Origin of the sequence: Lonsdalea britannica (assembly GCF_002111595.1) — a bacterium.
Taxonomy (GTDB): domain Bacteria; phylum Pseudomonadota; class Gammaproteobacteria; order Enterobacterales; family Enterobacteriaceae; genus Lonsdalea; species Lonsdalea britannica.
Genome location: NZ_LUTN01000004.1, coordinates 193,513 through 217,758 on the forward strand (window position 1 = coordinate 193,513; position 24,246 = coordinate 217,758).

Sequence of the window (24,246 nt, forward strand, 5' to 3'; positions counted from 1 at the left end):
GCTTAGGCGCCGTTTTTTATTGCCTGCGATTAGGCCCCCCCTCGCCAAAGTCTTTGCCGAGGAAAATTTCCAGCAAGTCGAGCCCACCTCATTGATGCTCTCCAAAACCTGCGTTTACTTCGCCTACCGACTGCCTCTCCTCTTCATCGTATTTGATAATACCCCCTGTTCCTTTTCCGCCGTCTAAAACACGGCCGTCAGTCGGAGGCTTAGCCTCCTTCCTGTGACATTTAGCGCTCAATCGGACCACTTGATTAAGATGAAAGAAAACGGCGATGGGAAGGGATCCGCGAGGCAGCAGAATCAGGGAGTATTGGATTTCAGAGAAACGAGGCGGGCAGGAATCAGCCCCAGCAATAGCGGGGACTGATTGCCACGGCGGCAAGGAAACAGCAGCAAATAGCGTTTCTGGACGCCCCTATTTCCAGCGAGGCAGGCTGATACGAATCAGTAGCCCATTCGGCTCCCGATTCATCGCTTCAATACGACCACCGTGTGCCAGCACCGCTTTACGGGCTATCGCCAGCCCCAGTCCATAGCCTTTACCAGACTGTGGAGAGTCGATACGAATGAACGGATCGAAGATGCTGGACAGTTTGCCCTTCTCTACTCCCGGTCCGCTATCGGCAACATCGATAGACCATTCCCGCTCGCTTTGCTTCAAGGTGACGGTGACCGCCTGCCCCTGTGAAGAAAAACGAAGGGCGTTTCTGATGATGTTATCAAGCGCGCGGCGCATCAACTCCGCCATACCTTTGATGGTGTAATCTTCGTATTCTCCGGAGTGGAGAATAATCTCCACGCCCGGCACCTGCCCTTCATAGCGGGCATCGTTAACGACGGCATTCACCAGCCCCAGCAGGTCGAAGTACTCCTCATTGACGGCGGCATTTTCGGTACGCGACAAGGTCAGCAACTCGCCGATCATCTTGTCCATCCGCTCCGCCTCACGCTCAATACGTTGCAGACAGCTTTCCACATGACTGTCGTTTTGCCGCGCCAGACCGATCGCCAACTGCAGACGCGCCAACGGCGACCGCAGCTCATGCGACACGTCGTGCAGCAGTTGCTCCCTCGCGCTCACCAGCACTTCGAGACGTTCCACCATCGAGTCGAAGTCCCGCGCTACCTCGCTGATTTCGTCATGACGACGCCGCATTGCCGGCAGCAATCGCACAGAGAGGTCGCCCTGAGCGACTTGACCAAAGCCCGCGCGCAGTTGGTTCAGCGGTCTGGCCAGATTCCAGGCCATCATAGCGCTGAATAATAGCCCGCTGATGGCGCCAATCCACAATATTGGCCCCGGGATATGCAGATAGCGCTGTAGCGCGGGCGGAGCAAAGCGGAACTCTTTTCTTAGCTCTCCGATATCAAAACGCAGCAGGTAGTGTTCACCATCCGGACCGATCACCTGCTGTTCATCCATCGCTGGTTTGTCGCCCACCATCATGTCGTCCGGCAGCAGCGGTTCCGTATTATCATCTTGCGGTAACTCCGCCTCGGCATCATCCAGCGTAGAGGCAGAAATATAACCGCGTTCGCTCTCCGGCCAGCTCGACATCTCCTCATCCAGCGCGGAAACGCCCCCCCGTTGCAAAGCCTCGGACGCCAGCGTCATCTGTAAGGCGATGACGTGCTTACCCAACCTGATCTCAGGCGGTTCATTACGGTCACCGTAGAAAGAAAAGCCGACCCACAGCAATTGCGAAATCACAATCAGGGTCAGCCACAGCCCGACCAGGATCTTCCAGAAGAGTCTTCCCTGCATAATTAGCGGATCCGATAGCCGACGCTGCGCACCGTTTCTATCGTCAGGGTACTGCCCTCCAACGCGCTGAGTTTCTGACGAATATTGCTGATGTGAACGTCGACGCTGCGATCATACGCTTCGCGGCGGCGCCCCAGACATTTCTCCGACAGCTCATCTTTTGTCACCACACGGTCTGGCGAACGCATCAGCAGCTCCAGAAGATTGAACTCGGAGGCCGTCAGATCAAACGAAACGCCGCGCCATTCGCTGTCGCGGGTGGAGGTGTTCAACGTCAGTTCGCCGTAGGAGACCGAACCGGTATCGCTGATTTTTTCCGGTTTATCTTCATAACGCCGCAGGACGGCACGCAGTCTTGCGACCAATTCCCGCGGGTAACAGGGTTTGGGGACATAATCATCTGCGCCCATTTCCAGTCCGATAACGCGATCAATGTTGTCGCCTTTCGCCGTCAGCATGATGATTGGCAACTGCTGGCTACGACGAACCTGACGCAGCACGTCGATCCCGCTCATGTCCGGCAGCATGATGTCCAGAATCATGGCGGTGTACTGATTGGACATCGCGCCGTCAACGCCCTCTTTACCGGTCAGCACCTGCTCGGCGTTAAACCCTTCAGCCGTGAGGTACTCACACAGCATACTGCCCAGTTCGGCATCATCATCTACCAGTAAAATTTTCATCTTATGTTCCCGTATGTTCGTATGAAACCTATTTTCAGGTGTGCCAGTATCTTACGCAGCTGTATTTACAGATTACTTACTTTTCATTTAGACAAATATGACGTGGGGCTTTCGATAAATAGAGTAAATTGGTGACTTTACTATGCTTTATGTCTTCGGCCTTACTAAGGACACTGAAGTTTTGATGAAATTCCGTTTACGACCCGCCCGCTTAATTTTAATTATACTGCTCGCTATCCTTCTTGCCCTGCTCTCACTGTTTTTGCTACGTCCAGAAAGCAAAGTTAACTATATCACTACCCCTGTCGCCATTCGGGATCTGGAAAAAACCGTGTTGGCCGACGGCACAATTGAAGCGCAAAAGCTGGTTAGCGTCGGTGCTCAGGCATCAGGACAAATCAAAGCATTGCCGATTTCATTAGGCGATAAAGTCCAAAAAGGACAGCTACTGGCCGAAATCGACGACCTGACCCAGCAGAACGAGTTCAAGGACAGTCAGGCGGCGCTGAAAAACGTGCAGGCCCAGCGGACCGCTAAACTGGCGGCGCTAAGAAATAATCAGCTGAGCTGGCAGCGCCAGGAAATGCTGATGCGAAAAGGCGTCGGCGCGCAGGCAGACTATGACAGCGCCCGTGCGACGCTTGATGCCACTCAGGCCGAAATCACCGCATTGGACGCCCAAATCATTCAGGCGCAGATCGCCGTCAATACCGCGCAGGTCAACTTGGCCTACACCAAAATCACGTCGCCGATGGACGGCACCGTCGTCGCCATCCCGGTCGAAGCTGGGCAGACGGTCAACGCCGCGCAAAGTACGCCGACCATCGCCAAAGTCGCCAACCTGAAGACCATGACCATCCAAGCGCAGATCTCCGAAGCGGACGTAATTAAGGTCAAACCAGGCATGTCGGTGTGGTTCACGATCCTCGGCGATCCGGATAAGCGCTATCAGGCCACGCTGCGCGCTATCGAACCGGCGCCGGAATCGCTGAGTTCCGATACCTCAACCTCAAGCAGCAGCAGTTCCAGCAGCAGTAGTAGCAGCTCGTCGTCTTCCAGCACGGCGGTCTACTACAATGGCCTGTTCGATGTCGACAACCCCGAAGAAACCCTGCGCATCTCCATGACGGCACAGGTTTACATCCTGCTGGATACCGTCAAGAACGCGCTGGTTGTGCCGATGACGGCGCTGCATAACGAGGCAGGAAAAACGCAGGTGCAGGTCGTGGACGACAAAGGGGATATCCATGCCCGGCCGGTTACCACCGGCATCAGCGATAATGTCTTCGTCCAGCTCACTTCCGGCGTCATCGCCGGCGAAAAGGTCATCGTCAGCCAACAAGCCGGCACGACCGGCGGTCGGTCGGGCAGGCCGCCGATGGGGTTCTAAACCATGACAACGCCTTTATTACAGCTCAGCCACGTTTTTCGCCGTTTTGCTAACGGCGAAAAGACGGTCGACGTCCTGAAAGACATCAATCTCACGATCCAATCAGGTGAAATGGTCGCTATCGTCGGGGCCTCCGGGTCGGGAAAGTCTACCCTGATGAACATTCTTGGCTGTCTGGACAAGCCCAGTCAGGGCGACTATCTGGTGGCAGGAACCTCCACGCTGACGTTGGATAACGACAGTCTGGCCGCGCTGCGGCGAGAACACTTCGGCTTCATTTTCCAGCGTTATCATCTGCTGAGCGACCTGACGGTACAGGACAACGTGGAGATCCCAGCCGTCTATGCTGGTAAAGCGCGTAATGAACGCCAGCAACGCTCGCTCGCGCTGCTGACGCGTCTGGGGCTGGAAGAGCGTCTGAACTACTCGCCTAACCAGCTTTCCGGCGGTCAGCAGCAACGCGTCAGTATCGCCCGCGCCTGATGAACGGCGGGAACGTCATTCTGGCCGACGAGCCGACCGGCGCGCTGGATAGCACCAGCGGCAACGAAGTACTGACGATTCTGAAAGAGCTGCACCGTCAGGGGCAGACGATTATCATCGTCACACACGATATGCAGGTGGCGCAGCAGGCAGAACGCATTATTGAAATTCATGACGGTGAAATCATCGGCGACCGTCAATGCTCTCCCTCAAACGCTTCCGCCGTCCCCATTCCTGAACAGGCAACAGTCGCCGCCTACACCCCCTCGCCAGCCAGCCCTTCGTTCTCCCAGTGGTACGGACGCTTTACCGATGCGTTCAAAATGGCGCTGCGCGCGATGAGCGCCCAACGAATGCGTACCTTCCTGACGATGTTGGGCATCATCATCGGCATCGCCTCCGTCGTATCGGTCGTCGCCCTGGGGAAAGGCTCCCAGCAGCAGGTTTTGGACAGCATCAATGAGATGGGCACCAGCACGCTGGAGATTTTTCCCGGCAAAGACTTTGGCGATATGCGGTCCGGTGCGATCCAAACGCTGAGGGCCAGCGACATTAAACCGCTGTCGGCACAGCCCTACGTCCACAGCATTACCCCCTTGCTTTCCTCCAGCGTGACGCTGCGTTACCGCAATGTTTCGCTGACCACCACCGTGAACGGCGTCGGCGAACAGTTTTTTACCGTTCGCGGCTACACCCTGTCGGAGGGCGTATCATTTCCCTCCCACAGTATCGACACGCTGGCACAAGAAGTGGTGATCGATCAGAACACGCGGGATAAGCTGTTTTCGCATGGCGAAGATCCCCTGGGGCAGGTCATTCTGCTCGGCACGCTGCCGTGCCGAATTATTGGCGTGGCCACACGTCAGCAAAACGGGTTCGGGAGCGATGAAAGCCTGAATGTCTGGGTTCCTTACACCACCGCCATGTGGCGACTGGTGGGACAGTCCTATCTGCGAAGCATCACCGTCCGCGTCAAAGACAATGTCGATCTCAGCGTCGCCGAGCAAGGCATTACCCAGGAGCTGACGCGCCACCATGGCAATAAAGACTTCTTCGTAATGAACACCGACAGTATTCGGCAGGCTATTCAGAAAACCGGCGCCACGCTGACGCTGCTGGTATCGCTGATTGCGGTGATTTCACTGATTGTCGGCGGTATTGGCGTGATGAATATCATGTTGGTGTCGGTGACCGAGCGCACCCGGGAGATTGGCGTGCGCATGGCGGTAGGCGCGCGCACCAGCGATATTATGCAGCAATTCCTGATCGAAGCGGTGCTGGTGTGCCTGTGCGGCGGGCTGTTGGGCGTCGTGGTTTCGCTGCTTTGCGGCGGACTATTCGGCCTGCTGGTCAGCAGCTTTTCCCTCGTGTATTCGCCCGCGTCTATCGTCGCCGCGTTCGTCTGTTCCAGCCTGATCGGCGTGATTTTCGGCTTTTTCCCCGCCCGACGCGCCGCCAACATGCAGCCTATTTACGCGCTGGAAAGGGAATAGCCGAGAGAGAAAAGAGGCGGCGGTTAGTCGAAGACGCCGGTCGAGAGATAGCGGTCGCCGCGATCGCACACAATCGCGACGATATGACTTCCCGGCTCGGCAGCGGCGATCTTCAAAGCGCCAGCCACCGCGCCGCCGGAACTCACGCCGCACAAAAGACCTTCCTGTTGCGCCAGCAGGCGGGTCGTGGCCTCGGCCTCTTGCTGAGAAACGTCCAGAACGCGGTCAACCAGTTCAGGCGCATAAATTCCCGGCATATAGTCAGGCGACCAACGACGGATCCCCGGGATCTGACTGCCTGCCTGCGGTTGCAGGCCGACGGTGCAAATCGCGTCACGCTGACTTTTCAGATATCGGCTGACGCCGGTGATCGTCCCCGTGGTGCCCATACAAGAAACGAAGTGGGTCAGACGACCTTCAGTTTGACGCCAGATTTCAGGACCGGTGCTAGCGAAATGGGCTTGCGCATTGTCCGGATTATTGAACTGGTCGAGCACATAGCCTTCACCCGCCTCCGCCATCCGGCGCGCCCTGTCGCGTGCGCCTTCCATTCCCTCTTGCTGGCTCACCAGCAACAGTTCGGCGCCGTAAGCGCGCATGGCGGCCTGACGCTCCAGACTCATGTTTTCCGGCATCAGCAACCGCAAGCGGTATCCCTTCAACGCCGCCACCATCGCCAACGCGATGCCGGTATTACCGCTGGTCGCTTCAATCAACGTGTCGCCGGGGGTAATTGTCCCTCGCCGCTCAGCCTGACTGATCATGCTGTAAGCCGCGCGATCCTTGATCGACCCCGCCGGGTTCTGCCCTTCCAGCTTGACCCAGATTTCGCTCTCCGTGTGGCGAGCCAATCGCTGTAATTTTACCAGCGGCGTATTGCCGATGCAGTGTTCAAGCGCGTCTGTCTTCACGTCCTCTGCCTACCTTTCGTTATCGGGATCGCCTCGCGTCAGCCGTTACAATGCCTGCAACCACGTCAGCGACGGAGCGAAATAGTAGCTCCCGGTTACGGCACGGGTAAAGCGCAACATCTCGTCTCGCTTGCCGTCTCTATCGCCGAACATGCTCAGCAGTTGCTGTTCGATATTGTGCAGGCGAGAGCAGTAGGCCATGAAATAGAGTCCTTTTTTACCGCTCGCGGTGCCGTAAGGCAGGCTCTGGCGCAGAATTTTCAGCCCTTTGCCGTCCTCTTTAAGATCGACACGGCTGAGGTGAGACGTTTCCGGACGCTGATCGGACGGCAGCTCTTCGTTCTCCTGCTTAGTACGACCGATCATCTGTTCCTGTTTTTCCGTACTCATCCGCTGCAGCTGCCGCAGGTTATGCTCCCAGCGCTGTACGAAGACGTAGCTGCCGCCCGCGCCCGGCTGCCCATCGGGAATGATGGCGACGCTATGGCGATCTTCGCCCTGCGGATTTTCGGTACCGTCGACGAAGCCGCTCAGGTCCCGGTCTTCCACCCAGCGGAAACCGTGAGTTTCCTCTTCGACGTGAATGGCGCTGCCGAACGCGACCAGCGCCGCCTGAGCCAGGCTGAAGTTCACGTCATGACGCAGTGACTGAATATGGATCAACATGTCTCTCTGCGTGGCTGGCGCGAGTCCTTTCCCCAGCGGCGTAAACGGCTTAAGTTCAGCGGCGCTGTTCTCGCTATCCAACTCACGCCACACATCGTGACCAAAGGCGAGCGTCGCCCCCAGACCGGCATCAGGAAACTGCTGCTGTAACTCATTCAGAGACTGACAAAATTTCTTGCATCCCTGCCGGATGGCATCAAATTCTCCCTGAACTCTGGCTTCCATATAAATGGCAAAACGGCAATGCTCCAGCAAAATACCGCTTTGAATTGGTGTCATCACTCTCATTCCTCTTATTATTCAGTATGTTGTATCGTCATTATTGCCCTGAAGATACCCAGCGCGCTTATGATACCGGATGCAATACTGATTTTGCTTTGCTTCAACGCAAAATGTTTACGAGACCACACGGCTGCGGGGAGATAACGAGGAGAGTGAGTGTGTGGGAAACCCCACGGAAAAAGCGGAAAAGCATGGGCGGAGCCGCCCATGCTGAGGCGTGAATCAGCGACGCGGCTGAGCGTGCCAGATGATTTTGCTGACCTTCCAGCTTTGCAGAATATCGTCCGGCGGCATCAGTCCATCCGGACCACTCCAGCGACCGGTAAACAGATAGCTCACGTGCTGGCTCTGCGGCGCGACACATTCTACGTCGCGCGCGCTGTCGCCCTGACCCAGTTGGCAAGCCTCGAACGCCTTGCTGTAGAGCGAACTGAATTCATCGCCGATCTTGACGCCCCAGGCGCTGGCGGCCGATGCGTCCATCACATCCACCTGACTGACGTGACTCTTCGGCTCACCGTTGATCGTCACTTTGACCTGATCGTCTTTCAGCGCTTCATAGAACGCCACCAGCTTACCGTTATGCGTCGCCATACCGCCGCGCAGCCGGTAATTTCCGTCCAATGCTCGATCGAGCGCCGCTTCAGACATCGGCGTCCCCGCGGTAATACCGCCGACGCCCGTATCAGAGACCGTTAAAGAAGACCCGAACCAGTTCATTGGCGACAGGCTGGACCAGGATAAATGGGAAAGCGTGCCGCAGCCGGTCAGCAGCAGCGGAAGAGCCAAATATAGCGGGCGAACAGTGATCACAACCAACTCCTTAACAAAAAACGGCACCTGCCTGCATGCAGATGGCTATTGGAGTCTTCTGCGCGCAGAAAGTGCCGTAAAAATCGTTGGGGGATAACATGCCGCGCTGGCATATCATCCCGCGCTTAATACTCCTGATCTTCTATCAGGCGTTTACCGAGCGTGATGCAGTCTGCGGTTTGATAATCGAGTTTCTCGTACATGCCGATGACCGCGTCATTATCTTCGCGCACCATCAGATTGATTTTCGGGCAACCGCGCGCAATCAGCTTCTTTTCCAGTCGGCTCACCAAGGCATTGGCGATGCCGCGCCCGCGAAAGTCCGGATGCACGCCTAAGTAGTAGGCTGAACCGCGATGACCGTCATAGCCGCCCATCACTGAGCCGACAATTTCTCCGCCGACTTCCGCCACCAGGAACAGATCGGGGTCGTGATTCATCTTACGTTCGATATCCATTTCCGGATCATTCCACGGACGAAGGAGATCACAGCGGTCCCAAAGAGTGATCACTTCTTCAAAGTCATCTTGCTTGAATATGCGGATGTCCATCGCTAACGACCCATTATTGGTAAGTAAATGAGGTAAGTTCTGATTATCGCGTGATTCACGTCAGACGCAACCGTAAATTGCCCTCGCGGCTTGTGCGCCACGACGGCATTTATCAGCGCGGAAATCTCGTTATACTGACGGCTTTGCCACTGATGCCAAAAGGATCACGATGAGTTCTCCCGATATTGACGCGATTAAACGTTTTCTGCTCTCGTTGCAGGATACCCTCTGCCAACAGCTGGAACAGATGGACGGTGCGGAAACCTTCAGGGAGGACGCCTGGGAATATGCGACCGGCGGCGGAGGACGGAGCCGTGTATTGCGTCAGGGTCAGGTCTTCGAGCAAGCTGGCGTTAACTTTTCCCACGTTTCGGGCGCGTCTCTGCCGCCTTCCGCCAGCGTACATCGCCCGGAGCTGGCCGGACGCAGCTTTCAGGCCATGGGTGTCTCGCTGGTCATTCATCCGCTTAATCCGTATGTCCCGACCAGCCACGCCAACGTGCGCTTTTTTATTGCCGAAAAAGAGGGTGAAGCGCCGGTATGGTGGTTTGGCGGCGGCTTCGATCTGACGCCCTATTATGGCTTCGAAGAGGATGCCGTGCATTGGCACCAAACGGCGCACGACCTCTGTCAGCCGTTTGGCGAAGCGGTTTACCCTCGCTACAAAGCATGGTGCGACGAGTACTTCTTCCTGAAGCATCGCAACGAGGCGCGAGGGATAGGCGGCCTGTTTTTCGACGACCTGAATACGCCGGATTTCGCCACCAGCTTCGCGTTTATGCAGCGGTCGGCCAAGGTTTTGCCGAGGCCTACCTGCCGATCGTCCAACGTCGCAAAGATCTGCCTTGGGGCGAACGGGAGCGCGAGTTCCAACTCTATCGCCGCGGCCGCTACGTGGAGTTCAATCTGGTCTGGGACCGCGGTACGCTGTTCGGCCTGCAAAGCGGGGGACGCACCGAGTCCATTCTGATGTCGATGCCGCCACTGGTGCGCTGGGAATATCAGTACGCTCCGGAGTCTGACAGCCCGGAAGCCGCGCTATATCGAGACTTTCTGCCGCCGCGCGACTGGCTGGCCCCAAAAGATAGCAAGGAGAACCGCTGATGGCTGTTATCTGGGTCGATGCCGACGCATGCCCCGTCGTTATCAAGGAAGTCCTGTATCGTGCGGCAGAGCGCACGGCGACCACCGTCACCTTCGTCGCGAATCAACCGCTGAAAGTGCCGGCGTCCCCCTATCTGCGCACGCTACGCGTCGCGGCAGGATTCGACGTTGCGGACAACGAAATCGTCCGCCGTGTGACGCCCGGCGATTTGGTGATCACCAGCGATATCCCACTGGCGTCCGAAGTGCTGGAAAAACAGGGCGAGGCGCTGAACCCACGCGGAGAGCGATACACGCCAGACACCATCCGTGAACGGCTGACCCTGCGCGACTTTATGGATACCTTGCGTTCCAGCGGCATCCAGACCGGCGGACCCAACGCGCTGAGCCAGCGCGACCGCCAGCAGTTCGCCAATCAGCTGGATCAGTGGCTGCAACGACAGTCCCGCTAACTTCTGCGTCGTCCCGATCGCATCCACGCGGTCGGGTCATTCTATTACCCTATTATCTTCCTCCATCACAGTAATCAGAAAAAGCGCATGTCATTCTGTCCGGTACTGATGCAGGGTATGTCATCACCACCCTGAGTTTTCGTCGATCCGTTTCTTATCCCAGGAGTCATGCATGAACCAACTCGATGCCCTTAAGCAGTTCACCGTCGTGGTAGCTGACAGCGGCGATATCGACTCAATCCGGCATTTCGCGCCGCAGGATGCCACCACCAATCCTTCGCTGATCCTGAAAGCCGCCAGCCTGCCCTCTTATCAGTCGCTGTTTACCGATGCGCTGGACTACGCCCGCCAACAGGGCGGATCGCGCGAAACACAGCTGATTAACGCCAGCGACCAACTGGCCGTCAATATTGGCGCCGAGGTGCTGAAAAGCATTCCGGGGCGGATCTCCACTGAAGTGGACGCGCGCCTGTCATTCGACCGGGGCATGTGCGTCACCAAGGCCCGCAAGTTGATCGGACTGTATGAACAGAAGGATATTCCCCGTTCACGTATTCTGATTAAGCTGGCGGCGACCTGGGAAGGGATTCAGGCCGCTGAAGCGCTGGAGAAGGAAGGGATTAACTGCAATCTGACGCTGCTGTTCTCGTTTGCGCAAGCGCGGGCCTGCGCGGAAGCGGGCGTCTATCTGATCTCGCCGTTCGTCGGCCGAATCTACGACTGGTATCAGGCGCGGGAGCCGAACGCAGACTATTCGGCAGAACAAGATCCGGGCGTACAGTCCGTCAAACGCATCTACGACTACTACAAGCAGCACCGCTACGAGACGGTTATCATGGGCGCCAGCTTCCGCAAAATTGAACAGGTTCTGGCGCTGGCGGGGTGCGACCGGCTGACCCTATCTCCGCACTTGTTGGAGCAGTTGAAAAACAGCGACGCGCCGGTGGAACGCAAACTCAGCCCGGCGACGGAAGGCCTCTATCAGGCTTCGCCGCTCTCCGAAGCCGAATTCCGCTGGCTCCACAATCAAGATGCCATGGCGGTCGAGAAACTAGCGGAAGGGATCCGGCTGTTCGCTGCGGATCAGCAGAAGCTCGAAGACCTGCTTGCCGCACAGCTGTAACAAGAAACGATATTCTGCGGGGTGAATTCAGTGCCCCGCATTAACGTCCCATCATGACGACTCGCTGAACCAGCCTTGGATCTGAGCGTACTGCAAGAGCATGATGGTCTTGCCATCTTTGATTCGCCCGTCCTTCATCATGGCGACGGCCTCGGTAAAGGGCAGTTCGACCACTTCGATATCTTCATCATCAATCCCGCCCCCGCTGTTATCACGCAGCGACGCGTCGTACTGCGCGGCGAAGAAGTGGATGATTTCAGTCACTCCGCCCGGCGACATATAGGCTTCAAACAGTTTTTCAACATCTCTGACGACATAGCCCGTCTCTTCGATCGCTTCGTGCCGCACGCAGGCTTCAGGTGAGTGATCGTCCAGCATCCCGGCACAGGCTTCCAGCAGCATGCCGCTCTCATTGCCGTTCAGGTATGTCGGCAAACGAAACTGACGCGTCAGGACCACACTGCCCTTTTCTTGGTTGTACAACAGGATCGTTGCCCCATTACCCCGGTCATACACCTCGCGAACCTGCCGAACGGTTTCGCCATTTTTTCTTTTCAGGTCATAAACATACTTGTTCAATACGAACCAATGGTCGGACAGCAATTTCTGTTTGATGATGGTGATCGATGACGTCATGAAAGGCCCTCAGTCTTAAATTATGCCACTCTACAGCAAGACAATCTCTCATGATCCCGGCCATTAGAACATGTTGACCCAACGACCCAGACGCAGAATCATTTATCATGCGCCGAACGGTTCTTTATCACAAACTGTCTGAAGGCAGTGGATCCCCTCCCCGCCTCACGACTTTTTAGCCAAATCATCAGCGTATCGACTTCACCAATGTCGGGGTCAATAGCATGACGACGGATATCGAAACTCTGCTCGTACTGGCTGACCACGCTTTCCGGCAGGAGCGAGATCCCCATGCCCGACGCTACACAGCCAAGAATAGTCTGAAAAGATCCGAACTCCTGCGGTCCCGGCCCTTTGATGCCCTGTTGCCTGAGCCACTGCATAAAGCGGTAGCGATAATGACAGCCCACCCCCAATGCCAGCGGCCTTTTGATCCGCAGGTCGTTCGCCGTCACCACATCGGGGTGATCTTTGAACGTCACCAGCACCAACGTTTCTCGCCACACAGGAAGACTTTCCAGCAAATCTCGCGGGAGATGCTCATGGTCCGCGACAAACGCAATATCCAGTTTGCCATTCAGCACCTTATCAACCAGCTGACGCGTCGGGTGTGTTTCCAAACTCAGCTCCACCAGCGGTGTATCTAGACTAAACGAGGACAGCAAGGACGGTAAACGGACAGCCGCCGTGGTTTCCATGGAACCGAGGCGTAGCGGGCCGGAGGGGTTTTGAGCTTGCAAATTTCTCTCCGCCTCGTCCATTAACGCCAGGATTTTGTTGGCGTATCCCAATAAATATTCTCCTTCCGGCGTGATGTAGAGGCGATTTTTTTCGCGCCTGAACAGACAGACATTGAGGCTGGCCTCTAACCGCTTGAGCCGGGTAGTAACGTTTGACGAAACACAGTGCAACTGCTTTGACGCCTCTTTGACCGAGCCGCATTCGGCCACGGCTTTGAAAAGGCGTAATGAGTGACTATTCATCGCACACGCTCTCTTTTAGTGAACATTTAGCTAAATAATATTCACTTTTATTTATCATAATAACCGTCAGGATAGCTTCAACATCATTCCATTTATCTTCAGAAGAAAATGAACAATGAGTCATATTCCACCTACCCAGCCTTTTTTATCATCCGTTCGAACCGCGCTGTTCGGGACGGCGATATTGGCTTTGGGAATGGGACTCGGACGTTTTCTTTTCACCCCCATGTTGCCCGTCATGCTCAGCGAGAATCTGTTTACCTTCAATCAGCTCTCGTATCTTGCCAGCGCCAATTATGCAGGGTATCTGGTCGGCAGCCTGCTGTTTGCCTTCAGCCGTGTCATTCCTCCCGCATACACCCGCGCGACGCTGTTTGGCGCCGCTATCGCCACCGCGGCGCTGACTTTTGTAATGGCCCTGACCACGGACTTTTTGCTGACGTTATTGATACGCTTCACTGCCGGAATCGCCAGCGCAGGCATGATGATTTTCGGCTCATTAACCATTATGCGCCTCACTCATCATTTTGGAGCTATCGCTGCGCTTTATGCCGGCGTTGGCGTAGGGATTATTATGGGGAATGAGTATGTCGTCGCTGGTCAACGCTTCGCGCTGGATGCCGAGACGCTATGGTGGGGGGCTGGCCTGCTGTCCGCTCTGCTGCTGCTCGCCATGTGGCGGCTGACGCCCCGGCATTCCGCCGAATCTGTTGGCGTCGCACCCATGCCAGTCAAGCAGGAAAGTATTCTCTGGTGGCAATTGGCGCTGCTCTATGGGCTCGCCGGCTTCGGCTACATCATCATCGCCACCTATCTGCCCCTAATGGCCAAGACACTGGCGTTCCCGCTGCTGGCCAGTCACCTGTGGTCGCTGGTCGGTCTGGGCATCGTTCCCGGGTGTTTCATCTGGCTATGGGCCGCGAGCCGATGGGGGACGTTGCAATGTTTGACGGCGAACCTTTTCATGCAGGGCATTTGCGTTTTGATGACCTTGCTAAGCGACTCGCCCGTCATGTTAGTCGTCAGCAGCATCGGTTTCGGCGCGACATTTATGGGCACGACCACGCTGGTGATGCCTTTAGCCAAACGCATTCGTGTTCCACGCCACATCAATCTGCTCGGGCTGGTCACCCTGACCTACGGCATCGGACAAATCGCCGGGCCTTTACTGACCAGCATGTTGACAGCCGGTCCTCACGCGGTCGTCTCCTCCATTGTCTGCGGCGCTATCGCGTTATTTATTGCATCAGGAATGAGTTATTTCACTACAGGAAATCGTCAATGTTCGATTATTCAAAGGAGATGAGTTATGGCTCGAACTACCATCGCAATATTGGGCATGGGCCCAAGAGGATTAAGTATTCTTGAACGTGTAATTACGCTGTACCACCACTCACCCCATCCAGAAGGAATGGAAATCCTGCTCGTTGATCCCAATGAAATTGGCGCGGGCGCTCACAGTCGTCAACAACCCGACCACATGCTGGTGAATACCGTGGCCAGTCAAATCACGTTGTTCGGTGACGAGTCGGTCAAAAATACCGGCCCTGTTCGCCGCGGGCTTAATTTTTTCGAGTGGGCCAAAGCGCACGGCTACCGAAACAAGAATGGCACTGAAATTCAGGAAAACGATTATCTCCCCCGTCGCCTGCTGGGCGAATATCTTGTCTGGGGATACCATGAAATCACCCGCGATCTGCCACACGATCTGGTGATCCGCCATCGACCTCACCGCGCCACCAATCTGGCTCTACAGGACGACGGGAAAGCTCATATTTCGCTGCAAGGCGGAACAATGATTTCGGCCGATTTTGTCTTTATAACCACCGGACACGGTCGCAACATGCTGTCCATTGATGACCACGTGCTGCTGCAATTTGTGGCCGCCAATCAAACGAACAATCCCCATCTGGAGTATTTCAGCACGCCTTATCCAACCTCGATGCTGGATGACATCTCGTCGCAGTCGCGTGTGCTGATACAAGGTATGGGGCTGACCGCTTACGATGTGCTGTCGCAATTGACCTATGGCCGAGGGGGCGTTTTTACCGAAGAGGAAGGCCGGTTGCGCTACACGCCCAGCGGACGTGAACCGGCGATCGCCCTGTTTTCCCGTCAGGCACTGCCTTTCAGTAGCCGCGGCCGTAACCAGAAGGGCGTCGGAGGACAGTACCACCCCGCCTTCATTACGCTTGCCGCCTTAGATATTCTCCGGCAACAGAATCGCTCGGCTACGGGATCGTCAAAGCCGGATTTTGAAAAACAGGTTCTGCCTCTGCTGGTGAAAGAGATGTGCTACGTCTATCGCAGCACACTCGAACAGCACTGGCCGAATGCGGCGACCTATCAGGAAGATCCCGAAGATCGTCAGCGTATCCTTACGCTGTTTTATCCACATCAGGGCAGTCATTCACTTCGCTGGAGGACTACACCGCATTCTTTATGGCGCATCTGACCGACGATCTCCACGCCGCAGAGCAAGGCAATGTCGAGGGCGCGGTTAAGGCGGCCACCGATGTGATTCGAGACGTCCGCGATATCCTGCGCGGTGCGATCGATTTTGGCGGCTTGACCGGCGAGTCCCATCAGCGCCTGCTAGAACACTATTCCCCTATTTTTAACCGCATCGCGGTCGGCCCGCCGCTTGCACGTAATCGGGAATTGCTGGCGCTGATGGGGGCCGGTGTCGTCAAGCTTGCTGGGGGCCCCGCGTCAACATTGCTACTCAACGCCCGCTCAGGCTGTTTCGAGATGAACAGCACGTTTGCCGAGGCGAACAGCCGGACGGAATATGATGTGCTAATCAAAGCCAAGATCGACAGTTTCTCGGTGCTGCATGACGATTCGCTATTTATCCGCAATCTCATCGCACACGGTGTCATCCGCCCCTTCATCAACCAGGGCTATCATCCCGGTGGGATTGATATCGATCGCAACCAACATCCGATATCCAGGCAGGGAGAAACGCAGACCTCACTTTGGGCGCTGGGGATTCTGGCTGAAGGCCCGAATTTCTATACCTATGTGCTGCCGCGCCCGCAGGTTAACTCACGAGCGCTGCAAGATGCCGGGCGTTGCGTCATCGACATGTATCAGCAGTTGGAGCAGCTTTACGCTATCAATCATTCGAATGTCTTCTAGTCACTTGATGACCTGAAATGATTTTCAGGCCTGCACCGGAGGAAATCCATGCCATACGTCAATATCAAAATTACACGTGAAGGCGCGACTGCTGAGCAGAAAAAGCAGCTAATTGAAGGCGCGACCAAGTTATTGGTGGACGTTTTAAACAAGAATCCAAGTACCACCATCGTGGTCATTGAGGAAGTCGACACGGATAACTGGGGAATCGGCGGCGTCCCCGTCACCGAGCTAAGAAAAGGGAAATAACCCCCTCGTAAAGACGCGGCGCTCACAGCGCCGCGCTTTGTATCACAGGCCGAGCAGGCTTCCTATCAGCAGATAAAGATTCAGCGTCACGACCAAGGCGACGATGACCCAGCCAAAAGACTTCACCCACCGACCGTTGACTAAATCGCCCATCAGTTCGCGATCGTTCGTGAATGACAGCAACGGAACCAGCGCGAGCGCGATACCAAAGCTCAGCAGCACCTGACTCATGACGAGCACTCGGGTCGGGTCCATACCGCACAGGATGACGACAAATGACGGCAACATCGTCACCGCACGGCGCAGCCACAGCGGGATTCTGAAGCGAACAAACCCCTGCATCACTACCTGACCCGCCAGCGTTCCCACCACTGTCGAAGACAGGCCTGCAATCACCAGGCTCAGACCAAAAATCGTCGCCGCAGCCTGCCCCAGCAGGGGTTTCAGCGTTAAATACGCCTGATCCAAATCCGCGACATGGGTGTTACCGCTAAAGTGAAACGCCGCCGCTGCCGTCGCCATCATAGCCAGATTAACGAATCCAGCGATGGTCATCGCCACGGCCACATCAAACTTCGTCGAAGCATAGCGATCGCTGCGGGTATTATTTCCCTTGTGCTGCGTCAGGGACGAATGCAGATAAATGACGTGCGGCATAATAGTCGCCCCCAGCACGCCTGCGGCCAGCAGCACCGCGTCGGAAGTCGGCAGACTCGGAATGGCCATGCCACGCGCGATAGAAGCCAGTTCAGGACGAGAAAATATCAGCTCGACGATATAGGCCGCCGCGACGAACAGCAGCAATCCACCTATCACCATCTCCAGCGGCTTTTGTCCGCGCTGCTGTAACATCAGTATCAGGAACGTAGCGATACCCGTCAGCACCGCACCTTCCAGTAAAGAAACGCCCAACAGCAATTTAAATCCGATGGCGGCACCAATGAACTCAGCCAGATCGGTCGCCATGGCGATAATCTCCGCCTGCACCCAGTAGGCCCAAACGGCCGGGCGAGGAAAGCGATCGCGAATATGCTCGGCAAGATTTTTGCCGGTCGCAATACCCAGCTTGGCGGAAAGCAGCTGAATCAGCATCGCCATGAGATTAGCCCACACGACTACCCACAACAGCTGATAGCCGTATGACGCCCCGGCCTGAATATTGGTCGCGAAGTTACCGGGATCGATGTAGCCGATCGCCGCGATAAACGCGGGCCCCATCAGGGAAAGTTTGATCTTCCTAGATGTGCGGCTGACAGATGCGATAACACGACTCTCCGGCATAAAATTGACCCTTCTAAACATACTGTAATTATACTCTCGCAGACATGAGAATGGTTATCAAGTGCATTTAGGTCGGTAGGAATGATTATTCTGATAGGCAGAGATGATGATGTATTTCGACACAAAACCCTATGCGTTTCAGAAAACTAATATTAACAAAATATAAACAACATGCCGTTTTTTGGCTTAAAAAAAACCGGATCGGCATAAATCAGCCGAAAAAATGCATTTAGGCAAGGTATAGGAGAAAGGAAAAAAGGAGAGGAGATAGTCGGAGCAGGTCGTCACTTCACCTGCCCCGAAGTCAAGCCAGAAGAATTACTCTTTAGCTTTAGATACCGCAACCATGGCCGGGCGTAGCAAACGACCGTTCAGGGTGTAGCCTTTCTGCATAACCAGCATCACGTGATTAGGCTCGTGGTCGGCAGATTCCATCATCGTCATCGCCTGATGGATTTCAGGGTTGAACGGCACATTCACATCCGCCACCACTTCAATCCCGAACTTCTGCACGGCAGACAGCAAAGATTTCAGTGTCAGTTCGACCCCTTCGATCATGGCTGTCAACGCATCGTTAGACTTATCTGCTGTTTCCAGCGCACGTTCCAGATTATCGATCACCGGTAACATTTCACCGGCGAATTTTTCCAGCGCGAATTTGTGCGCTTTTTCGACATCCAGCTCCGCACGGCGGCGAATATTTTCGCTTTCGGCGCGAGAACGCAGCACGCTTTCGCGCTCACGCTGCTGTAATTCGCTCAATTGCGCTTCCAGTTCGGCGATACGTTCATCACGGGGATCAGCCGCTTCTGGCGTCTCAATAGAGGCGTCTGCTGCTTTCTTTTGATCCTGAACCTGTTCGTCCGGCGACTTCTGTTCTTTACTACTCATGAAATACTCCGCGGTTTTGGCATTCATCTCGCTTGTTCGCTTATTATGGGGATCAAAACGGGGGTTTCAAGGGAACCCTGACATATTGCTCGGCTGAAAACACGGAACGGCCTCTTCCCGTAAGGATTAACCGTCTAATGAATAAAACATTTAACTGTATCGGTATCGTCGGTCATCCGCGGCATCCTTCCGCACTGGCCACACATGAAATGCTCTACAAGTGGCTGACTGGTAAAGGATATTCCGTTATCCTCGAGCAACAGATCGCCCAAGAGCTTAACCTCTCAGAGGCCGTTACGGGCAGCCTGGCGGAAGTCGGCCAACAAGCCGATTTGGCCGTGGTCGTCGGGGGGGATGGAAATATGCTGGGCGCTGCGCGGGTGCTGTCCCGCTATGACATCAGCGTCATCGGCGTTAACCGGGGAAACCTCGGTTTTCTGACCGATCTCGACCCTGATCACGCCCAGCAGCAATTAAGCGACGTACTGGCCGGGCGATATATTCGTGAAAGCCGGTTTATGCTAGAAGCTCAGGTCTGCCGGGCCAATCATATGAACAGCAGCAGCAGCGCCATCAACGAAGTCGTGCTGCATCCCGGTAAAGTCGCGCATATGATCGAGTTTGAGGTCTACATTGACGATAGCTTCGCCTTTTCACAGCGTTCAGACGGCTTGATAATCTCGACGCCCACCGGCTCCACCGCCTATTCTCTTTCCGGCGGTGGCCCCATCCTCAGCCCATCGCTGGACGCCATCGCGCTGGTACCGATGTTTCCTCATACGCTCTCCGCCCGCCCGTTGGTCATCAGCAACAGCAGCACGATAAGGCTTAAATTTTCTCAAATAACCAATGACTTAGAGATAAGCTGCGATAGCCAGATCGCACTGCCTATCCAGGAAGGCGAAGAGGTGTTGATTCGCCGCAGTCCTCACCACCTGAATCTTATCCATCCTGAAAATTACAATTACTTCAATACATTGAGCAGTAAATTAGGCTGGTCGAAAAAATTATTTTAATAAGTCAACTCAACCACTTTACTGTATAAAAAACCAGTTTATACTGTATGCATTAACACTTGTTTTTACATACAGGAAAACATCATGCTGGCTCAACTCACTATCAGTAACTTCGCTATCGTACGCGAACTGGAGATTGATTTTCAGGCAGGTATGAGCGTCATTACCGGAGAGACCGGGGCAGGCAAATCCATTGCGATTGATGCTTTGGGTTTATGCCTCGGGAATCGCGCTGACGCCAGCATGGTCCGCCCCGGTGCGGCGCGCGCTGACATCTGCGCGCGGTTTTCACTGGCTGATACGCCTGCCGCACGAGAATGGCTGGAGCATAACCAGTTAGATGACAGCAACGAATGTCTTCTCCGCCGGGTCGTGGGGGCCGATGGGCGCTCCCGCGGGTTCATCAATGGCACTGCCGTGCCGCTTTCCCAACTCCGTGAACTGGGTCAGCATCTGATTCAACTGCACGGTCAGCACGCCCATCAGTTGCTGCTCAAACCTGAACATCAGCGGTATCTGCTGGACGCTTATGCGGACGAACCACACTTGCTGGCTGCGATGCGAGAAACTTGCCGTCAGTGGCACCAGAGCTGCCGTGAGCTGGCGCAGCACCAACAGGCGGCAATTGAGCGGGAGGCTCGGCGTGAACTGCTGCAGTACCAGTTGAAAGAGTTGAACGAGTTTGCGCCTCAAGCTGGCGAATACGAACAGATCGACGCTGAGTACAAACGTCTGGCCAACAGCGGGCAATTGCAGTCCCTGAGTCAACAGACGCTGCATATCCTGAGTGAAGGCGAAGAGCAAAACCTGCTTGGCATGTTGCACAGCGCTCGCCAGAAGCTGACCGAGCTGGTTGGGCTGGATGAATCGCTGTCAGGCATTCTGTCCTTACTCGACGAAGCCCACATCCAGATCAGCGAAGCCAGCGACGAACTGCGACATTACAGTGACCGCATGGAACTTGACCCTGTTCGTCTGTATGAACTGGAGCAACGGCTATCGCGCCAACTGTCGCTGTCCCGCAAACACCATGTGGCGCCGGAAGAACTACCGACGTTTTATCAGCAACTGCTGAATGAGCAACAGCTGTTGGACCAGCAGGAAAGCGATCATGAGGCCCTGAGTCAGGCGGTACATGAATACTACCAGCAGGCGCTGCATACTGCTGAACAGCTACATACCCGTCGTTGCCAACATGCCGAGGCGCTCTCCCGGTTAATTACTGAGAACATGCGCGAACTGGCGATGCCGCACGGTCATTTCTCCATCCATGTCATCTTTGCGGCGGAACATCTCAATATGACGGGGGCCGACCAGATCGAGTTTCGTGTCACGACGAACCCCGGACAGCCTCATCAACAATTAGCGAAGGTGGCATCAGGAGGCGAACTGTCACGAATTGCGTTAATTCTGCAGGTTATCACCGCGCGAAAAATGGATACGCCGGCGCTTATCTTCGATGAAGTGGACGTGGGGATTAGTGGACCGACTGCCGCGATCGTGGGGAAAATGTTGCGCCAACTGGGTGAGTCTACTCAGGTCATGTGCGTCACCCATTTACCGCAGGTCGCCGGTTGCGGGCACCATCATTACTTTGTTAGCAAACAGACTGACGGCTCAGAAACGGAAACGTTGATGGAGCCTCTGGGCAAACGCGCTCGCCTTCAAGAGCTAGCCCGCCTGCTCGGAGGAAGCGCCGTGACCAAGAATACGTTGGCGAATGCAAAAGAGTTACTTGCCGCATAAAAACGTTCAACTTTTTCAGGTTCCTGAGGTCTTACATGGGCCTTGCCGGTTTTCAAGACAGGCAAGGTCTATTATCATCGGCAACCTATGCCCTTAAGGAATGAACTCACTATGCGCTGTAAAACGCTAACTGTTATCGCTGCGGTAGTCGCTGTCATGTTGACCGCCGGATGCTCCACGCTGGAGAAGGTGGTTTATCGTCCGGATATCAATCAGGGGAATTACTTAGCTCCTGCAGACGTCGCCAAGATCCATAATGGTATGACAAAACAACAGGTTGCTTATTCTCTGGGAACACCGATGTTACAGGATCCGTTTGGTAGCGATACTTGGTTCTATGTATTCCGTCAGCAGCCCGGTCATGAAGCGGTGAAACAGCAAACTCTGACGCTGAATTTCGACAGCCAGGGCATCCTCACCAGCATCGATAACAAGCCAGCGCTGAACTAATTCGTTTGTGTTGTCGGATAGTCTGAAGGCTATCGGATCGAAGCCAATAAAGCCTGAGAAGCTCCCTTTTGCGAAAAAGCTTTTCAGGTTAGATCGGTTGATGAAAATCGTATGATATGAGCATGTATTTGAATGAGTCTAAACGAGCCCGACACAGATAAGCACCTAACGCAGCCGATATCGGGAAGACTCAGGAAACAAAGTTGAAGGTGAGTAGTGGCTAGCGTCTCTCGGAGTCTCAACAGCGAGTAAAACCAACTCCGTCGATGTTTTCGTCGCGATGACGATTTACCTGGCAGCCAAATTTCTCGGTCATTTTATTGGGTTACGTCGACTATCGTTTACTTTTAGAATGTTCTGCTCTTTGCCTGCGTAATTCTTTGGGATCGGCAGTTATCGGACGATAGATTTCAACGCGATCGCCCTCCTGTAGTGCTTCATCCAGCTTGGCGACGCGACTAAAAATACCCACTTTATTGCTAGTGAGGTCTATCTCCGGACGCAAGGTTAGTAACCCCGACGCTTTAATCGCTTGCTCTACAGTACTGCCCTCTTCGAGCTTTAGCGCACGGAGAAACTGACGCTCCGGTAACGCATAAACCACTGCCACTCGCATCTCAGGCACTGTAGACCTCTTTGGCTCGTTGAGTGAAAGCCTGAACCATGTTGTTCGCAAGCTCCTTAAAAACTTTTCCAAAAGCCAATTCGATCAGCGCATTTTTGAATTCGAAATCCAAGTCGAGCTCAACTTTACAGGCTTCTTCGCTTAGCGGAGTAAACCGCCAATCACCCTTTAATTCCCGGAATGGGCCATCAACCAGCCGCATTGAGATAGACTGGTTATCGGTCAGCGTATTCCGCGTCGTAAAGGTTTTGCTAATACCGGCTTTGGAAACATCAACCGCGGCGGTCATTTCCTCCGAAGAGGTCGATAAGACTCGGCTTCCTGTACAGCCCGGTAAGAAGGCAGGGTAAGACGGCACATCATTGACGAGCTTATACATTTGCTCAGCGCTGTAAGGGACTAACGCGGAGCGATTGATCTTGGGCATACCATTTTCCAAAAGTAACAAAATGCGCAAAATAATAGCATTTTAGGTCATCAGATAAAAACGCTGGGAAAGTTGCCCGAAGGCAGAACACAATGTCACTCTACACTTTGGCGGGGATTTCATTCCCTTAGACATCCAGTATAATGACGGCACTATGAAAAAGAAAAAAGCGTACAAACCCGGTTCCGCTACCATTGCGCAAAACAAGCGTGCTCGCCATGAGTACTTCATCGAAGAAGAATTTGAGGCTGGCCTTGAACTGCAAGGCTGGGAAGTCAAATCTCTGCGAGCGGGCAAAGCCAATATCAGCGACAGCTATGTGACCTTAAGAGACGGCGAAGCCTTTCTCTTTGGCGCCACCATTACACCGCTCAACGTTGCATCTTCACACGTCGTATGCGACCCCACTCGCACGCGCAAACTGTTACTCAACAAACGCGAGATAGAATCGCTCATCGGCCGAGTCAGCCGTGAGGGTTATACCGTTGTCGCCTTGTCGATGTATTGGAAAAATGCGTGGAGTAAAGTCAAAATTGGCGTCGCGAAAGGCAAACGAGATCACGACAAGCGCGATGATATCAAAGAACGCGAGTGGAAATTAGACAAAGCCCGTATCATGAAGAACGCAAACCGCTAAGCCGGTGGCTTTAGTCCGGTAAGTTCTGGTATACTGGCGAAAGTTTCTTGGGGCTGATTCTGGATTCGACGGGATTTGCAAAGCCAAGGTGCATGCCGAGGGGCGGTTGGCCTCGTAAAAAGCCGCAAAAAAATAGTCGCAAACGACGAAAACTACGCTGTAGCAGCTTAATACCCTGCGTATAGCCCTCTCTCCCTAGCCTCCGCTCTTAGGACGGGGATCAAGAGAGGTCAAACCTAAAAGAGATCGCGTGGATGCCTTGCCTGGGGTTGAAGCGCTAAATCTAATCAGGCTAGTTTGTTAGTAGCGTGTCTGTCCGCAGCTAACCGGCGAATGTAAAGATTAGACTAAGCATGTAGTACCGACGGTAGAGTAATTCCGGACGGGGGTTCAAATCCCCCCAGCTCCACCAAATTTTGTTCTATAGAACGCCAAAGAAGTCCAC

23 protein-coding genes, 1 other RNA gene and 2 pseudogenes are annotated in these 24,246 nt (G+C 54.6%); 14 read left to right on the forward strand and 12 right to left on the reverse strand.

The window, feature by feature from the left end; genetic code table 11:
- Positions 1–418: 418 nt before the first annotated feature.
- Both AU509_RS05140 and AU509_RS05145 read right to left on the reverse strand, forming a co-directional pair.
- Positions 419–1,768, reverse strand: coding sequence for an ATP-binding protein (locus AU509_RS05140; RefSeq protein ID WP_094117806.1), 1,350 nt, complete (start codon positions 1,766–1,768; stop codon positions 419–421).
- A gap of 2 nt (positions 1,769–1,770) precedes the next feature.
- Positions 1,771–2,451: a response regulator transcription factor gene (locus AU509_RS05145; RefSeq protein ID WP_085652245.1), complete on the reverse strand. Its 681-nt coding sequence runs from the start codon at positions 2,449–2,451 to the stop codon at positions 1,771–1,773.
- Positions 2,452–2,635: 184 nt separating this feature from the next.
- Here AU509_RS05145 and AU509_RS05150 point away from each other — a divergent pair, with 184 nt between their 5' ends.
- Both AU509_RS05150 and AU509_RS05155 read left to right on the forward strand, forming a co-directional pair.
- The gene (locus AU509_RS05150; RefSeq protein ID WP_085652246.1) at positions 2,636–3,841 is read left to right on the forward strand and encodes an efflux RND transporter periplasmic adaptor subunit; all 1,206 of its coding nucleotides are present in this window, start codon (positions 2,636–2,638) and stop codon (positions 3,839–3,841) included.
- A gap of 3 nt (positions 3,842–3,844) precedes the next feature.
- Positions 3,845–5,817: pseudogene (locus AU509_RS05155) on the forward strand (MacB family efflux pump subunit).
- 23 nt (positions 5,818–5,840) lie between these two features.
- On the opposite strand, the gene cysM reads toward AU509_RS05155, so the two are convergent.
- The 4 genes from cysM to AU509_RS05175 form a co-directional block, all read right to left on the reverse strand.
- Positions 5,841–6,728, reverse strand: a complete 888-nt coding sequence (cysM, locus tag AU509_RS05160; protein ID WP_085652249.1) for a cysteine synthase CysM — start codon at positions 6,726–6,728, stop codon at positions 5,841–5,843.
- Positions 6,729–6,773: 45 nt separating this feature from the next.
- Entirely contained in the window at positions 6,774–7,673 is a 900-nt protein-coding gene (locus AU509_RS05165) for a Dyp-type peroxidase (protein WP_085652250.1), read from the reverse strand.
- Between the two features lie 225 nt (positions 7,674–7,898).
- Positions 7,899–8,489 carry an RpoE-regulated lipoprotein gene (locus AU509_RS05170; RefSeq protein ID WP_099045390.1) on the reverse strand — a complete coding sequence of 197 codons (591 nt, stop codon included), beginning with the start codon at positions 8,487–8,489 and terminating at the stop codon, positions 7,899–7,901.
- 125 nt (positions 8,490–8,614) lie between these two features.
- Positions 8,615–9,040, reverse strand: coding sequence for a GNAT family acetyltransferase (locus AU509_RS05175; RefSeq protein WP_085652251.1), 426 nt, complete (start codon positions 9,038–9,040; stop codon positions 8,615–8,617).
- A 247-nt stretch (positions 9,041–9,287) separates the two neighbouring features.
- On the opposite strand from AU509_RS05175, the pseudogene hemF reads away from it, so the two are divergent.
- The 3 genes and pseudogenes from hemF (at position 9,288) to tal (ending at position 11,719) form a co-directional block, all read left to right on the forward strand.
- A pseudogene (hemF, locus tag AU509_RS05180) lies at positions 9,288–10,144 on the forward strand (oxygen-dependent coproporphyrinogen oxidase).
- Positions 10,144–10,596, forward strand: a complete 453-nt coding sequence (locus AU509_RS05185) for a YaiI/YqxD family protein (RefSeq protein WP_085652253.1) — start codon at positions 10,144–10,146, stop codon at positions 10,594–10,596. The pseudogene hemF and the gene AU509_RS05185 overlap by 1 nt, the downstream one beginning before the upstream one ends.
- Before the next feature lie 172 nt (positions 10,597–10,768).
- Positions 10,769–11,719, forward strand: coding sequence for a transaldolase (gene tal / locus AU509_RS05190; protein ID WP_085652254.1), 951 nt, complete (start codon positions 10,769–10,771; stop codon positions 11,717–11,719).
- Positions 11,720–11,770: 51 nt separating this feature from the next.
- Here the strand turns inward: tal and nudK are convergent, their stop codons facing one another.
- Both nudK and AU509_RS05200 read right to left on the reverse strand, forming a co-directional pair.
- On the reverse strand, positions 11,771–12,355 hold the full coding sequence (gene nudK / locus AU509_RS05195) for a GDP-mannose pyrophosphatase NudK (protein ID WP_085652255.1): 585 nt from the start codon (positions 12,353–12,355) through the stop codon (positions 11,771–11,773).
- Between the two features lie 98 nt (positions 12,356–12,453).
- Positions 12,454–13,338 carry a LysR family transcriptional regulator gene (locus AU509_RS05200; RefSeq protein WP_085652256.1) on the reverse strand — a complete coding sequence of 295 codons (885 nt, stop codon included), beginning with the start codon at positions 13,336–13,338 and terminating at the stop codon, positions 12,454–12,456.
- 115 nt (positions 13,339–13,453) lie between these two features.
- Here AU509_RS05200 and AU509_RS05205 point away from each other — a divergent pair, with 115 nt between their 5' ends.
- The 4 genes from AU509_RS05205 to AU509_RS05215 are packed head-to-tail and all read left to right on the forward strand — an operon-like array spanning position 13,454 to position 16,728.
- Positions 13,454–14,644 carry an MFS transporter gene (locus tag AU509_RS05205; protein WP_094117807.1) on the forward strand — a complete coding sequence of 397 codons (1,191 nt, stop codon included), beginning with the start codon at positions 13,454–13,456 and terminating at the stop codon, positions 14,642–14,644.
- A 3-nt stretch (positions 14,645–14,647) separates the two neighbouring features.
- Entirely contained in the window at positions 14,648–15,793 is a 1,146-nt protein-coding gene (locus tag AU509_RS18535) for an FAD/NAD(P)-binding protein (protein WP_254901523.1), read from the forward strand.
- Entirely contained in the window at positions 15,781–16,479 is a 699-nt protein-coding gene (locus AU509_RS18540) for an FAD/NAD(P)-binding protein (protein ID WP_254901524.1), read from the forward strand. The genes AU509_RS18535 and AU509_RS18540 overlap by 13 nt, the downstream gene beginning before the upstream one ends.
- 30 nt (positions 16,480–16,509) lie before the next feature.
- Entirely contained in the window at positions 16,510–16,728 is a 219-nt protein-coding gene (locus AU509_RS05215; protein ID WP_254901529.1) for a tautomerase family protein, read from the forward strand.
- A 42-nt stretch (positions 16,729–16,770) separates the two neighbouring features.
- On the opposite strand, the gene AU509_RS05220 is transcribed toward AU509_RS05215, so the two are convergent.
- Positions 16,771–18,009 (reverse strand): Nramp family divalent metal transporter, encoded by a 1,239-nt coding sequence (locus AU509_RS05220; RefSeq protein ID WP_094117808.1) that lies wholly within the window; start codon positions 18,007–18,009, stop codon positions 16,771–16,773.
- A gap of 318 nt (positions 18,010–18,327) precedes the next feature.
- Positions 18,328–18,900: a nucleotide exchange factor GrpE gene (gene grpE, locus AU509_RS05225; RefSeq protein ID WP_094117853.1), complete on the reverse strand. Its 573-nt coding sequence runs from the start codon at positions 18,898–18,900 to the stop codon at positions 18,328–18,330.
- Positions 18,901–19,037: 137 nt separating this feature from the next.
- Here grpE and nadK point away from each other — a divergent pair, with 137 nt between their 5' ends.
- The 3 genes from nadK to bamE all read left to right on the forward strand — a co-directional run bounded on the left by nadK (position 19,038) and on the right by bamE (position 22,112).
- Positions 19,038–19,916 (forward strand): NAD(+) kinase, encoded by an 879-nt coding sequence (nadK, locus tag AU509_RS05230; protein WP_094117809.1) that lies wholly within the window; start codon positions 19,038–19,040, stop codon positions 19,914–19,916.
- An 84-nt stretch (positions 19,917–20,000) separates the two neighbouring features.
- Positions 20,001–21,662 carry a DNA repair protein RecN gene (recN, locus tag AU509_RS05235; RefSeq protein WP_094117810.1) on the forward strand — a complete coding sequence of 554 codons (1,662 nt, stop codon included), beginning with the start codon at positions 20,001–20,003 and terminating at the stop codon, positions 21,660–21,662.
- Between the two features lie 111 nt (positions 21,663–21,773).
- Positions 21,774–22,112, forward strand: a complete 339-nt coding sequence (bamE, locus tag AU509_RS05240) for an outer membrane protein assembly factor BamE (protein WP_085652263.1) — start codon at positions 21,774–21,776, stop codon at positions 22,110–22,112.
- 334 nt (positions 22,113–22,446) lie between these two features.
- Here bamE and AU509_RS05245 read toward each other — a convergent pair whose 3' ends face one another.
- The gene (locus AU509_RS05245; protein WP_409359748.1) at positions 22,447–22,728 is read right to left on the reverse strand and encodes an RnfH family protein; all 282 of its coding nucleotides are present in this window, start codon (positions 22,726–22,728) and stop codon (positions 22,447–22,449) included.
- A 1-nt stretch (position 22,729) separates the two neighbouring features.
- Positions 22,730–23,164: a type II toxin-antitoxin system RatA family toxin gene (locus tag AU509_RS05250; RefSeq protein WP_094117812.1), complete on the reverse strand. Its 435-nt coding sequence runs from the start codon at positions 23,162–23,164 to the stop codon at positions 22,730–22,732.
- A 154-nt stretch (positions 23,165–23,318) separates the two neighbouring features.
- Between AU509_RS05250 and smpB the strand changes: the two genes are divergently transcribed.
- On the forward strand, positions 23,319–23,801 hold the full coding sequence (smpB, locus tag AU509_RS05255) for an SsrA-binding protein SmpB (RefSeq protein WP_085652266.1): 483 nt from the start codon (positions 23,319–23,321) through the stop codon (positions 23,799–23,801).
- A gap of 49 nt (positions 23,802–23,850) precedes the next feature.
- Positions 23,851–24,213: a transfer-messenger RNA gene (ssrA, locus tag AU509_RS05260) on the forward strand.
- The last annotated feature ends 33 nt before the right edge of the window (positions 24,214–24,246 follow it).

Bases quoted from the DNA above. Each gene is read 5' to 3' on its own strand.
- AU509_RS05140 (WP_094117806.1), bottom strand. From the start codon at position 1,768: ATGCAGGGAAGACTCTTCTGGAAGATCCTGGTCGGGCTGTGGCTGACC.
- AU509_RS05145 (WP_085652245.1), bottom strand. From the start codon at position 2,451: ATGAAAATTTTACTGGTAGATGATGATGCCGAACTGGGCAGTATGCTG.
- AU509_RS05150 (WP_085652246.1), top strand. From the start codon at position 2,636: ATGAAATTCCGTTTACGACCCGCCCGCTTAATTTTAATTATACTGCTC.
- AU509_RS05165 (WP_085652250.1), bottom strand. From the start codon at position 7,673: ATGACACCAATTCAAAGCGGTATTTTGCTGGAGCATTGCCGTTTTGCC.
- AU509_RS05175 (WP_085652251.1), bottom strand. From the start codon at position 9,040: ATGGACATCCGCATATTCAAGCAAGATGACTTTGAAGAAGTGATCACT.
- AU509_RS05185 (WP_085652253.1), top strand. From the start codon at position 10,144: ATGGCTGTTATCTGGGTCGATGCCGACGCATGCCCCGTCGTTATCAAG.
- tal (WP_085652254.1), top strand. From the start codon at position 10,769: ATGAACCAACTCGATGCCCTTAAGCAGTTCACCGTCGTGGTAGCTGAC.
- nudK (WP_085652255.1), bottom strand. From the start codon at position 12,355: ATGACGTCATCGATCACCATCATCAAACAGAAATTGCTGTCCGACCAT.
- AU509_RS05200 (WP_085652256.1), bottom strand. From the start codon at position 13,338: ATGAATAGTCACTCATTACGCCTTTTCAAAGCCGTGGCCGAATGCGGC.
- AU509_RS05205 (WP_094117807.1), top strand. From the start codon at position 13,454: ATGAGTCATATTCCACCTACCCAGCCTTTTTTATCATCCGTTCGAACC.
- AU509_RS18535 (WP_254901523.1), top strand. From the start codon at position 14,648: ATGGCTCGAACTACCATCGCAATATTGGGCATGGGCCCAAGAGGATTA.
- AU509_RS18540 (WP_254901524.1), top strand. From the start codon at position 15,781: ATGGCGCATCTGACCGACGATCTCCACGCCGCAGAGCAAGGCAATGTC.
- AU509_RS05220 (WP_094117808.1), bottom strand. From the start codon at position 18,009: ATGCCGGAGAGTCGTGTTATCGCATCTGTCAGCCGCACATCTAGGAAG.
- grpE (WP_094117853.1), bottom strand. From the start codon at position 18,900: ATGAGTAGTAAAGAACAGAAGTCGCCGGACGAACAGGTTCAGGATCAA.
- nadK (WP_094117809.1), top strand. From the start codon at position 19,038: ATGAATAAAACATTTAACTGTATCGGTATCGTCGGTCATCCGCGGCAT.
- recN (WP_094117810.1), top strand. From the start codon at position 20,001: ATGCTGGCTCAACTCACTATCAGTAACTTCGCTATCGTACGCGAACTG.
- bamE (WP_085652263.1), top strand. From the start codon at position 21,774: ATGCGCTGTAAAACGCTAACTGTTATCGCTGCGGTAGTCGCTGTCATG.
- AU509_RS05245 (WP_409359748.1), bottom strand. From the start codon at position 22,728: ATGCGAGTGGCAGTGGTTTATGCGTTACCGGAGCGTCAGTTTCTCCGT.
- AU509_RS05250 (WP_094117812.1), bottom strand. From the start codon at position 23,164: ATGCCCAAGATCAATCGCTCCGCGTTAGTCCCTTACAGCGCTGAGCAA.
- smpB (WP_085652266.1), top strand. From the start codon at position 23,319: ATGAAAAAGAAAAAAGCGTACAAACCCGGTTCCGCTACCATTGCGCAA.